Source organism: Streptomyces sp. UG1 (assembly GCF_049974585.1).
Lineage (GTDB): Bacteria > Actinomycetota > Actinomycetes > Streptomycetales > Streptomycetaceae > Streptomyces.
Genome location: NZ_JBNGGG010000025.1, coordinates 1 through 11,583 on the forward strand (window position 1 = coordinate 1; position 11,583 = coordinate 11,583).

Sequence of the window (11,583 nt, forward strand, 5' to 3'; positions counted from 1 at the left end):
AACTCATCCGGCACCAGCCGCTCAACGATCGAAACCACGACCAACAGGCTACCGACCCAAATGAGATGACGTCTTAGAGGCCGCGTAGAAAGGGCGGCATGACCGGCGCCGACGATGTATCCCAGCGGTGGGGGTCCAGGCTCGGCGGATCAGGCTTCGAACGGTGATGATCGCGCCAGCGAGACCATGCGCCGCAGCCCCTGCTCAGCCCACCGCCGTCCCGAGGCGAAGCACCGTGGAGATGCCGGCTTCTGTTGCACGGCCTGCCTCCAGGGCGGTGGGACGTCCCCAGAGAGCTCAGTCCTGACCAATCGTCACGTCAGACGCCACATGGCCATGTCGATGCCCTGGCCTGGTGCTCATGCAAGTTGCGGCCTGATGGGTGATGCCACGGCGTGTCACTGATGCAGCTCTCGAATAGCCGGTTCATATGTTCATCGGGCTGCGTGTTCCGCGCATCCAAGCCCGCCGCCTTGGAAGGAGAACCATGAAGTCGTTGTCGATCCGGTCTCTGCGAAATGTCATGCTCGCTGCGGTGACGTCAATCGCACCGCTGGCGCTCGCTACCGCCACCGCCACCCCGGCCCATGCACAGACCCCGTGTGTAGTGACGCCCCCCACCGTCAGGCCAGCGGCCCAAGGCGTTCGGATCACGGCAGGAGCCACCTGCGCGGAGGCACAGCCCGTTCATCTCACGATCAGTGCGTCCCTGAACGGCAATACGCTGCTGCTGTCCGACACCAATGCAAACGTCGCGGCAAGAGGCAGAATCAGCCAGACCGTGTTCCTCGGATCGCCAATCTCCCAGGTATGCGTCACTGTCAACCAAATCACCAGGTGCTTCCCGCAGTGAGCCGGACGACTCCGCAGGCATGACGGCGCTGCACAACCTCTCGCCAGCACGGATGCCTCGCTCAACTGATGGGTGGGGCACCCGCTGGCGTTGTCGTACGTGCAGCCGTACCCGCATAGAGGCGGCCGGTCACAACTTGGGCCGCTGCGGCAGCAGGGCGGCAAATTGGTCCCATAGCGGTTCGGTCAGCCATGACGGCAAGCACAGGCACAGGTCTTCCGGTGATCACAGAACGTCCCAATTCCATGATCACGGAACCTGTTCCCGCCCCGCTTGCCAACTGCCCCCACCCGCCGCCTATCCATGCAGCTTCTTGTCCGGTGCGGGCTGTTCCGGGATCGCCGGTTCCGACGGGGGCGGTTGCGGTGACGGGAACATGCGGTCTTCGAGGGCGGCCATCGCCAACAGCATGAGGAACATCATCACCGGCACGAGCAGGGCTAGCATGATCACGACGCCTCCCCGCTGAGCAGTGATCACAGCTGGTGCTTGGCGCAACCGGGTCATGCTCAGCGTGCGACCGAATGGGATACGCCGCACATCGAGACGAGGGACCGGGTAGGCCGGTTGGGTGACGGCTTGTCTCGTGCGGATGCGGGGCCGAGCAGCGGAGGTGATCCTGGCAGTGCAGCAACCCCTCCCGGTATGGGTGCCCCCGCCGCAGGGGGGCACCCATACCCATTCTCAGTGGGTGGGCGACAGGGCCGCTTGCTAGCCCCGGACTTCGCGGGTCACCGTTTCAGGTCTGTGGCAGGCCGGGCCGGATCCGTGCTGGGCCAGGTCAACGGCTGCCGGGCAACTCCCCGTCAGCGAGCCGCACCGCATCGGCCCGGCACACCTCGACGGTCCGTACGGCGCCACCCGGCGGGGCCCACCGAACGGACTCGACCGCAGGCCCGTGCCGCTGGTCGAAGAAGCACCCGCCCCCCGACACGGCGGTGTCGAGCCCCAGCCGCCTGTCCAGCCGCTCCAGAGCCGCACGGCCCCCGGCCAGGATCCCGGGAACGTCCGCCGCAGGAGCACTCTTGGCGCGTTCGTACGCGTCCAGCGCGAGGGAGTGGTCGGCCAATTGCTGGTACGTGGCGTCCAGATCGCCGGGCGTGAACGGATGTACGGAGAGCAGCGCACCGAACTCGGTGATGGCCCGCTCGGCGTCCCGGGCCTGCTGCTCGGGGTCCACGTGAGCGCGATCCCTGGCCGCCTTCAGCCGCGCTTCCGCGGCCCGCCGCCGCTCCGCGCCCCCGGCGCCGAAGTCCCCGGCCGCACGGACCAGCTCCATCGTGGCCCGGTGCACCTCCTCGTCCGGGTCCACGGGGCGTGCCGTGGTGGCAGGCACGCTCCGCTGCGACGGCTGCCTGTGCGCGGTTCGCCGCGCCGAGCGGCGGCCGAGGCGGTACAGCGTCCCCGCCAGCACGGCGGCCAGCAGGAGGTACCAGACGACGTACAACACCGGCGACGGCGCCTCGATCGCGACGGACCGCGCGAGGATCGTCACCACGAACAGCCAGACCCCGTGCCACGCCCCGTACAGCAGGGCTCCGACCAGGCGACGGCGGCCTGCCGAACGGGAGGACGCGGCGGAGGCCCATGGACCCGGCACGCAGTAGTACGCCGCACCCAGGCCCACCGCGATCACCGCGTAGTCCAGGATCACCGCGTAGTCCAGCGCCAGGCCCCCGCCCCCGCTCGACACGGCGACTTCGAAGATGAGCTGCCCGACCGCCACCTGCACGAGAGCGACCAAGGCGCCGAAGCGCACCGCGGTCGGTACGGACACGCCCTGCTGTGCGCTCTCCCGCCTGACCAGCGCCCACCGCCGCTCCGTCATCACCGGCTCCGCCCTCCGTATCGCGCATCAACGCCGTACGGCATGATCCCCCGGGCTGGCCCACGCACCCAGGGCCGGAACCCACCACACGAACCCAATCCTCATTGCTCGCCCCCGGCAACGAGGCCACCCGGCACCTCGATCCGTCGACAGCAGGACTCACTGACGATGAGCCCGCAACCCTCCCATCCCACCTACCGGACAAGCCGATCCACCGGCCTGTGATCCTCTACATCTCGCCGAACTCATCCCGCGCAGCGACGACGCAGCCGACCCTCCCACCATCCAGATCACCCGGGGCGTGTCCGACTCCACCTTCTCGACAGTGGTAGCAGACGACCCCGCTTGTAACAGACCTGAATCAGCGACCTGCGAAATGCGGGGCTAGCTTGTGGAGCCCGCCGGCGCCATGTCCCGTGCCCCAGTCCGCCCGCCCGTCCATCGGGTCGTCCGTTCGGGCGCGGCGCAGCCTGGCCAGGCGCCGCCTCAGAACGCAGCCGGGCCCGCGCCCCATGACCGGCGGGGGCGCGGGCCCGGTCATCGGATTGTCACGGCACGCAGTGGGTCTGTTCCTCACCTCCGGCTGTTACTGTCACGCACACCTTGCTCACCGCGACCGGCACCTGGACGACCTGCTGCGAGGTGCCGTTCGCAGCCACATCCGTGGTGGAGGTGGCAAGCACGAACGGGGCCCCGGCCGCGTCCTTGACCTCAACAGCGATACCCACGTCCTCGGTCGCACCGCTGCACGTCACGCCGGCAACGATCCGCGTGCTGGTCGGCGTCGGGTTGGTCACCGTTGGCGCAGTCGGCATGCAGGACGCCGCCGCCGAGGCCGACTGCACGGTGCCGAAGTAGAGCAGCGGGGCCAGCGGAACCGACACGAGCGCGACGGTGGTCCACTTGCGCTTGGGCATGGGCAACTCCTTAACGGGAGGGCTCACCTGAACGACGCGCACCACTCTGTCGGCGTATTCGGCCACGGAGGGTCGCCCTTTGCCCATATTCGCCCGTTCAGGTGATCATGGCGGCGTCGTTGACGTGCGCAGTCGGGGCGCCCGCCGCAGCGCGGCGATCCAGGCCCGGTCACGCGGCCCGACTGCGACGGGCCCTCTGGCATGGCTCCCACTTCCGTAGGCCGAGTTCCTCGGCGGACTGCGCAGTGAGCCGCGCCATCACCGACAGTTGCGTGCCGGGTAGCTGCTGGCGTGGCTTCCGAGTAGCCCGCTCGATGATCGACGTATCGACGGGGGCCAGAATCTGCCCGCCGTACCAGTTCTCAAGGGATACGAGCATTGTGGGTTCCCGGCGCGTACGACTGTGGCCCAGGTCCGGACGTGGCGCTTCAGGCCCATATCGCCCCCTCTGCGCGGTTGGTGTTGCGTGGTGGGCGAAAGGATCATGCGCCCGATTCAGCCGGATTACCAGGGGTATGACTGGATCGATGCCAGCGGGGCGGCCCGGGGGCACCCATCGGCGTGGGCGCCCCGGGCCTTCTTGGTGGCGGGGCGACAGGGCCCGCTCTTCAGGCTGCGGGAGCCTGCCGGTCGCTGCGGCCACGGGCCGGGGACCGGTCTACCCATCCCTGTGCGTCGCCCCTATGTGGGAGTCCTTGGAGTACGACCAGCGTACGCGGCTGCGGACCGGCATTAGGCTCGCCTCCCTCACAACGGCACAGCAGGGCGGGGAACCATGTCACGCGATCTCGACGACTACAGCCTGCCGAGCCAAAGCCTGCGTTTGCTGCCGTCGTCATCAAGGGCTAACTGTGCAAGCGAAATGAACTCCGCAACCCCGGAAACCACCTTTTCGGCCACCTCTTTGGCGCGCTCGGCATTGAGTTCAACAACGGCTCGAAGCAGGTAAGCCGCAGCCTCTTCATGAGATGCAGCCCGTTCAGGGTCAGGGTCGTCAAATACGAATCGCAAGCGCAAGAGAACTGTGAGTTCGCGACTAGCTTCCTCAATCTGCGTAGCCTTGTCTACTACCACTTGAGGACCGGCTAGAGCGACCTCGAGCCATTTATCTCTGATCTGTTGTTGCATCTCCCAGAATTCCTGAGCAAATTCTTCAGATAGCTCGATGATGCGAGCAACCACGGGGGAGAATTCATCAGGGGTAGGCGATGCCTGCTCAAGCGCTTCCAGCTCTTTTCTGAGTCTCGGCAAGAGGGATGCGGCACTGTCTCTCAAGGTTGATGTCACCGCGACGAACTCCTTGTAGACCCCGTGCCGAGGTTCCCTGCGCTGTCGAAGGTGCTCGGCACGAGCCGTGATCCGTGCCTGTTCACGCGCCGAATAACCAGCGACCAGGGCGGCCCCGGTAGTCGCTACAGCGCCAGCCAATGCACCCAACACAGCTGCCAGTCCTGCATCCCTGAGCCGAGAGCTTGGCGTAGCGTCAGGTCATGAGCAACCTCGACGCTTCCGGGGTCGCGTGCGTCGGGCCATACCCGCGGGTCTGCGCACACCAGTTGGGCTCATCCCCTTGCGTCGTGTGGCCGCTCTTCAGGCGTGCGGGTCGTACCGGCGGGCGGCGGCGCGGGCGCGACGCACCTTGTCCTTGGCGTCGTTGCGGCGTCGGCGCGCGGCAGTCTTCTCCGGTCCCTTTGCGGCGCGCAGGTCCGCCTTGGCCGCGGTGAGTTCGTCCTCGGCTTCAGCCAGCTTCGCGAAGGCGGCGGAGGATTCACGCTCCCACCGCTTCTCGGCCCGGTCGGTGATGCAGTCCATTTCCCGCTCGATACGCGGGTTGGGCTGCCAGTCGTCCTGGCCCTGCCGGGCGTAGAGGATGGCCGACTTGGCGGCCTTGGCGGTGAGCCAGGCCAGGCGCAGCTTCTCTCCGGGCGTATACATGTGATCTCCAGGTGGGTTCGGGTCCGCCAAGCACGGCGGAGAGGCTTCTGAGGGGTTTTCAAGCCCCTGCGAGAGGGCCCGAAACCCGAAACTGCGCAGCTCAGGGCCGATATCGGGGGCGAAACCGGTTTCGGGCCGGGGTGAAACCACAGGCTTGATCCGAAACCGGCCCGGGGGCGTCTAGTCGCCGTCCTCGGCGGGCGGGATGTCCGCCCAGCGGAGGCCCTTCGCGCCGCCGCAGCACTCGCGGATCGTGAGCTGTCGAGTTGAGATCTTGAATGGCTTCAGCGCGGCACTGAGGACCGTCGACGCGGCAGCGGCATCCATCTCCAGCCACGGCCGGTACAGGTCCGGACGGAAGCGCGCGAGGGCCTCGACAAGCCGGTGCGAGTGCACTGACTCGACCCCGTCCGGCCACACCGACCGCAGATGGTCCACGACCGTCTCAACGTCCAGCTCCTCGACCTGGGCGCCGACGGACTGCCCGGACAGGGTGCCGGCCGCCGTGCGCAGTGCGAGGGCTCGCTTGGAGATGTCCTCGGCCTCGGTCTGCTTGATGAACGCGGCCCGCACAGTGATGCCTTCGCGTCCGCGGGCGAGGATGCCGGTGCCCTGCTCGTCGACGCTGATGTCCATGGCGCGGAGGCCGCGGTCGTAGGCGCCGGTGCCGAGAACGTTGTTGTTGGCGCGCCAGTCCATGACCGCGAGGCACAGGCGGGTGCCGACCGAGCTGGACACCGACGTGAGCAGGGACGGCGCGTCGGGGTTCTGAGTGAGCAGAATGAGGATGATGCCGTACGCCCGCGCCTTCTTGATCAGGCGTGTGGCGAGGGATGTCGCTTCATTCTTGTAGTCGTCGTGCGTGAACAGCTCCTGCACCTCGTCGATGACGATGACGCGCGGTCCGAGCTGCTGCTCGGGGTACTCCTCGGCGAGCGCGCGGGTGACCTTGCGGCCCTCGGGGACCTCGGAGGCGGGCAGGGAGCGCACGAACGCGGCGCGCCGCTGGTACTCGGCGATCCCGAGCGCATCCCGCCGAGCGCGGCCTCCAGGTCCTCATCCTCGTCGCCGGACACGTACCGGTGGCACACAGGGCGGACCGAGTCGAGGTCGCCGGAACCCTTCAGCTCGAAGATCCACAGTTCGGCTGTGGGGTCGAGGGCGACCCCGAGGACGATCGCCAGGGCGCAGGAGGTCATGCCGGACCCGGGGATGCCTCCGACGAGCAGGTTGGAGTACATGAGGGTGATCTCGACGAGGTTGCCGCGCGGGTCGAACCCGAAGGGCAGCGGCTCGTACACGTCCGCCTGGCCGCTCTTCATCAGCGGCCACAGCTTCTGCCCGGCCTTGGCGGGGTCCCGCTGCGCCACCCACAGCACCAGGCGCCCGGGGTGAGCGGAGCAGTCGGCCTCCGGCCACATGGTGGAGATGGGCCGTCGCATGGCGGCGGCCAGCTCCTCGCGCTTCTCCAGCACCGCGGTGGCCTTCACGCCCGGCGGCAGGTCGACCTCGGCGCGCCAGCCGGGCCCGTCCCGCATGACCTCGGAGGCGAACTCCACCCCCCGCTTGCCCTTCCGGCCCTCGATACCGATCGCCGCGAGCGCCTCGAACACCTCGGTGGAGTCCAGGCGGCGCAGCACGTTCGTGGCGACGCAGCGGGTGATGAGCGGCTTCCCGTCGCGCTTCTCCCCGTTCAGCCCGCACAATGCGGCAGCCGCGACGGCCGCGGCCAGGGTCCAGCCCGGCACCAGGAACGCGGCCACGGTCGTGGTGATGCCGGTCCCGGTGGCGACGGCCACGGAGCCGCTCAACACCCGGCAGCTGCGCAAGCACGCCTACCTGCTCATGGGTGACCTAGGGCTGCGCCGGGTGCGCCTGTACGACGCCCGCGCCTCGTGCCTGACGTATCTGGCCAACAACGGGGTGCCGGATCACATCCTGGCCCGGTGGGCCGGGCACTCCAACGTCCGCACGACGAAGAAGTGGTACGTGAAGCCGGACGTCGAGGACCTGCGCCCGGCCGCAGCGGCGTGGGACGTCTTCCACGGCGGGGATACCGGTGAGTCGTGAGAGATTGTGAGAGACGATCACTATGTGATCAGCCGAGTGTGCCTCTGGCCTGGCCCTTCTGATCGCAAGGCGCAGTACGGCATCGACTCGGCCCGCACCCGCCCCCTGTTCCGGGTCAAGGAGGCGCTCCATGTCGTACGGACCGTACTGGACGAAGGCGCCATCACGTACGAGGGCGAGTTCTACACATACGAAGGCCTGTTCACCTTCGCCCGGCCCGTCCAGCATCGCCTCCCGCTCAAACTCGGGGCGATGCGCGGTCCCAAATCGTTCCAGGCCGCAGGCGAGTTGTCGGACGGCTGCCACCACGCCCTGAGCTACACGCGCGAGGCCTACGACTACGCAGTGCGGCACATACAGGCCGGCGCCGAACGGGCCGGCAAGGACTGGCGGACACTCGACATCGACGCCTGGGTCGTCTTCGCCACCGGCCCCGACACCGCCGCGGCCAAGGACGCAGCCCGCAGCATGGTCGGCATCTACGCCTCCTCCATGCCGGAGGAACAGTTACGCCGCAACAACGTGGACCCCGCCGAACTCAAGCCGGTCATCGACGCCATCGCCGCCGGCGACCTCCCCCGCGGCATCGAGCTGACCAGCCCGGAACTCGCCGAGCGCCTCTCCATCTCCGGCACCCCCGAAGAATGCCTCGACAAAATCCAGCGGGAGACCGCCCCGACCGGCGTCAACCACATGATCTGCGCCCTCACCGACCGCACCCTCGTGAAGGCCTTCACAGGCCGTGACCTGGACAACGCAGCCGACGTGAACACACAGCTCCGCCTGATCCACGACAGGATCATGCCGGCCTTCCCCTGACCCGGCCGGCGGGCCCACTCCACGCCGGGTCAGGCACTGCGCAGATCGCACCACTCCTGATCCGGGGAGAGAGACGCCGAGGACAAGGGCTCATTCACGAGCGGCTGCCGCACTACGCCCACGCGGCTTTTGGTCCGGACAGAAACCGAGACACCTGGCGACTCGTCTTGGGCACCAAGGCCAAGCGGATGGGAAGTCATGGTGGATCGGTCGGACAGCGGCGTGACGTCGACACTGAGGGCCGCAGCGCCCCGGTGGACGCGGCGCCGAACGGGGCTGTCGTCTGCGGGCGAGGGCACGAAGCGGGACAGGCGGGGCGGACGGTCGGCCTGGAGGCGGGGGTGGGTGCCCGCCGCGCTCGCGGTCCTGACCGCCGGGCTACTGGCGTTCCACCGGGCCGTGCCCAACTTCGCGGGCCGCCCGGGCAGTTTGCTGGAAACGTTCCTGCCCTGGCTCGGCCTGGTGGTCGTTCTACTGCTGGGCCTGGCTCTGCTGCGCCGTTCGGCCATCGCGCTGGTGGCCCTGCTCCTGCCGGTGGCGGCCTGGACGCACCTCTTCGGCGGGCTGCTCATGCCCGGTGCGAAGCATGGCCCGCACGATCTCGTCGTGGTGCAGCACAACGTCAGCGACGAGAACACCGACCCCGCCGGTACGGCCCGCGCCCTGGCGAAAGCCGAGCCCGATCTCATCGCGCTGCAGGAACTGCTCCCCCGGGCGCTGCCGGTCTACGTGAGGACTCTGGCCCAGCACTACCCGTACCACGCGGTCCGGGGCACTGTCGGACTGTGGTCGAAGCATCCGCTCACCTCTGCCCGGCTACTGGACATCAAACCCCGGGGGATCACGCAGACCTGGAGCCGCGGACTGCGGACCGTCGTCCACACGCCGCACGGCGACATCGCGGCGTACGTCGCGCACCTGCCCTCGGTCCGCATCCGGGCGAGCGGCCTCGCGTCCTCCTGGCGCGACGAAAGTGCCGGCCTGCTCGGTAAGGCCATCGCTGCCGAGCAGCTCAAAACGGTGATCCTGCTGGGCGACCTCAACGGCACGGTCGACGACCGCGGGCTGGCACCGCTGACCTCACGGATGAACGTGGCACAGCGAGGTTTCGCCTTCAGCTTCCCCGCCGCCTTCCCGCTGGCCCGGATCGACCAGGTCATGGCCCGCTCAGCAACCGTCACCCACATCCGCACCCTGCCCGCCACCGGCAGCGACCATCTGCCGGTCGCCGCCCGGGTCACCCTGGCCGAAGGAGTGGCCTGGGTGACACCAAGCCTGCCCAGGTGACAACGTCAGCCCGCCGCCTGCTGGAGGCCGTCGAGGATGAGGTCCAGACCGAACTCGAACTCGTCGCCATAGGCGTACCCGGGGCGCATGACGTGGGCGGTCGCGATCTCGGTCAGATACGGGTACTCGCCGTCGCCGAAACCGCTCATGATGGACTCGGCCAGTTCGGCGGTCTCGTCCGGGGTGTTGAAGGGCAGGGTCTTCTCCTGCAGGGCGAACCCGTAGATGTAGCTGTCGAGGACCGAGACCGCGTGGGCGGTCAGGGTGAGGGAGAATCCGCCCTGGCGCAGGCAGCCGAGAACGGCGTCGTGATGATGCAGGGTGGCCGGTCCCGGAGTGGAACGTGACTCCATCAGCCCGATCGCCCAGCGGTGGCGGGACAGCACCTGGCGCATGGAAAGAGCCCGCTGCCGCATCGCCTGTCGCCAGCCGTCCTCCGGCGTGGGCAGTTCGACCTCGGCGAAGACCAGGTCGATCATGCCGTCCAGCAGGTCCTCCTTGTTGGCCACGTGGTTGTACAGGGACATCGCCTCGACCCCGACGGCCTCGCCGAGCTTGCGCATGCTGAGTGTCTCCAGTCCGCCGGTGTCGGCGAGTTCGACCGCGGCGCGCAGGACCCGCTGCCGGGTGAGCGTCTCGCGGGCCGGCTGCGGGGAGGTACGTCGGGGCACGGTGGACGGTCACTTCCTCTCGTGGTCTCCAGCATTGACGAGCTTACGCCGTAAGTGCTGTACTTACGGCGTAAGCACGGTGCTTACGCCGTAAGTGGATCTGTTGCTGTGGAGACGGAACGGGGAGAGCAGTGACGATGCGGAAGACGAACGAGCCCGTCGCGGCCGCCGGTGGGACCAGGACGATGGCCGCCGTGGTGCAGGAGCGGTACGGCGCCGAGCCGGAAGCCGTGCTGCACACGGCCCGGCTCGCCCGACCCGGCATCGGTCCGGGCGAGGTCCTGGTGCGGGTGCACGCCTCCAGCGTGGACCGGGGCACCTGGCACCTGATGGCCGGACTGCCGTACGCGGTCCGGCCCGTGAGTGGGCTGCGCGGCCCGAGGCTCCCCAACCCCGGCCGCAATGTCGCCGGTGTCGTCGAAGCGGTCGGTTCCGACGTGACCGGGTTCGCACCCGGCGACGAGGTTTACGGCACGGCAGCCGCCGCGTTCGCCGAGTATGTCGCCGCCCGCCCCGACAGGATCGCCCCCAAGCCGACCGGACTCACCTTCGAGGAGGCGGCGACGGTGCCCGTAAGCGCCCTGACCGCGCTCCAGGCGGTTCGCGACAAGGGCAAGGTCCGGGAGGGTCAGCAGGTCCTGATCACGGGAGCCGCCGGCGGCGTGGGTACCTTCGCCGTCCAACTCGCCCACGCCTTCGGTGCCCGGGTCACCGCCGTCGCGAGCACCCCCAAGCTCGACGCCGTACGCGCGCTGGGTGCCGACCACGTGATCGACTACACGCGCGAGGACTTCCTCGCCGGCCCGCGCCGCTACGACGCCGTCATCGATATCGCGGGCAACCGCGGTCTGCGGGATCTGCGTCGGGCTCTCGCACCTCGCGGCAGGCTGGTCATCACCGGCGGCGAGACGAACGGCCGCTGGCTCGGCGGCACTGACCGGCAGCTCCGCGCACAGATGCTGTCCCCCTTCATCGGCCAGCACCTCGGTACCTTCATTTCCTCCGAGCACGCCGACGGGCTGCGCGATCTGACCAAGCTCATCGACGCGGGCACACTCAGCCCTGTGGTGGACCGCGTCTACTCGCTCACCGAGACCGCCGCAGCCGTCCGCCATCTCCTCGACGGCCACGTCACGGGCAAGCTGGCGCTCGCCCTGCCTGCCGAATGACGCCGTGGGACGACGCCGACAACATGTCAGGCCA

The 11,583-nt window shown here is 68.6% G+C and carries 11 protein-coding genes and 1 pseudogene; 4 read left to right on the forward strand and 8 right to left on the reverse strand.

The genetic code is table 11. The annotated features are described in order from the left end of the window. Nucleotides 1–1,150: 1,150 nt before the first annotated feature. The 7 genes from ACP4J3_RS26530 to ACP4J3_RS26560 all read right to left on the reverse strand — a co-directional run bounded on the left by ACP4J3_RS26530 (nucleotide 1,151) and on the right by ACP4J3_RS26560 (nucleotide 7,332). A complete protein-coding gene (locus ACP4J3_RS26530) occupies nucleotides 1,151–1,306 on the reverse strand; it encodes a hypothetical protein (RefSeq protein WP_426538695.1) in 156 nt (51 codons plus the stop codon). 328 nt (nucleotides 1,307–1,634) lie between these two features. Then, nucleotides 1,635–2,681: a hypothetical protein gene (locus ACP4J3_RS26535; protein WP_426538553.1), complete on the reverse strand. Its 1,047-nt coding sequence runs from the start codon at nucleotides 2,679–2,681 to the stop codon at nucleotides 1,635–1,637. A 548-nt stretch (nucleotides 2,682–3,229) separates the two neighbouring features. Further along, a complete protein-coding gene (locus tag ACP4J3_RS26540) occupies nucleotides 3,230–3,598 on the reverse strand; it encodes a hypothetical protein (protein ID WP_426538554.1) in 369 nt (122 codons plus the stop codon). A 795-nt stretch (nucleotides 3,599–4,393) separates the two neighbouring features. Continuing rightward, the gene (locus tag ACP4J3_RS26545; protein WP_426538555.1) at nucleotides 4,394–4,885 is read right to left on the reverse strand and encodes a hypothetical protein; all 492 of its coding nucleotides are present in this window, start codon (nucleotides 4,883–4,885) and stop codon (nucleotides 4,394–4,396) included. 303 nt (nucleotides 4,886–5,188) lie between these two features. Then, nucleotides 5,189–5,533, reverse strand: coding sequence for a hypothetical protein (locus ACP4J3_RS26550; protein WP_426538556.1), 345 nt, complete (start codon nucleotides 5,531–5,533; stop codon nucleotides 5,189–5,191). A 180-nt stretch (nucleotides 5,534–5,713) separates the two neighbouring features. Continuing rightward, nucleotides 5,714–6,412: a hypothetical protein gene (locus tag ACP4J3_RS26555; protein ID WP_426538557.1), complete on the reverse strand. Its 699-nt coding sequence runs from the start codon at nucleotides 6,410–6,412 to the stop codon at nucleotides 5,714–5,716. Further along, nucleotides 6,349–7,332 carry a hypothetical protein gene (locus ACP4J3_RS26560; RefSeq protein ID WP_426538558.1) on the reverse strand — a complete coding sequence of 328 codons (984 nt, stop codon included), beginning with the start codon at nucleotides 7,330–7,332 and terminating at the stop codon, nucleotides 6,349–6,351. The genes ACP4J3_RS26555 and ACP4J3_RS26560 overlap by 64 nt, the downstream gene beginning before the upstream one ends. On the opposite strand from ACP4J3_RS26560, the gene ACP4J3_RS26565 reads away from it, so the two are divergent. The 3 genes and pseudogenes from ACP4J3_RS26565 to ACP4J3_RS26575 all read left to right on the forward strand — a co-directional run bounded on the left by ACP4J3_RS26565 (nucleotide 7,307) and on the right by ACP4J3_RS26575 (nucleotide 9,709). Next, nucleotides 7,307–7,603: a tyrosine-type recombinase/integrase gene (locus ACP4J3_RS26565; RefSeq protein ID WP_426538559.1), complete on the forward strand. Its 297-nt coding sequence runs from the start codon at nucleotides 7,307–7,309 to the stop codon at nucleotides 7,601–7,603. The genes ACP4J3_RS26560 and ACP4J3_RS26565 overlap by 26 nt on opposite strands. Nucleotides 7,604–7,672: 69 nt before the next feature. Further along, nucleotides 7,673–8,422, forward strand: a pseudogene (locus tag ACP4J3_RS26570) (LLM class flavin-dependent oxidoreductase); the annotation flags it as partial. A gap of 345 nt (nucleotides 8,423–8,767) precedes the next feature. Continuing rightward, complete coding sequence (locus tag ACP4J3_RS26575; RefSeq protein WP_426538560.1) at nucleotides 8,768–9,709, forward strand: endonuclease/exonuclease/phosphatase family protein; 942 nt, start codon at nucleotides 8,768–8,770, stop codon at nucleotides 9,707–9,709. A 5-nt stretch (nucleotides 9,710–9,714) separates the two neighbouring features. Here the strand turns inward: ACP4J3_RS26575 and ACP4J3_RS26580 are convergent, their stop codons facing one another. Further along, nucleotides 9,715–10,380 (reverse strand): TetR/AcrR family transcriptional regulator, encoded by a 666-nt coding sequence (locus ACP4J3_RS26580; protein ID WP_426538561.1) that lies wholly within the window; start codon nucleotides 10,378–10,380, stop codon nucleotides 9,715–9,717. Between the two features lie 137 nt (nucleotides 10,381–10,517). Here ACP4J3_RS26580 and ACP4J3_RS26585 point away from each other — a divergent pair, with 137 nt between their 5' ends. Continuing rightward, a complete protein-coding gene (locus ACP4J3_RS26585) occupies nucleotides 10,518–11,549 on the forward strand; it encodes an NAD(P)-dependent alcohol dehydrogenase (RefSeq protein ID WP_426538562.1) in 1,032 nt (343 codons plus the stop codon). The last annotated feature ends 34 nt before the right edge of the window (nucleotides 11,550–11,583 follow it).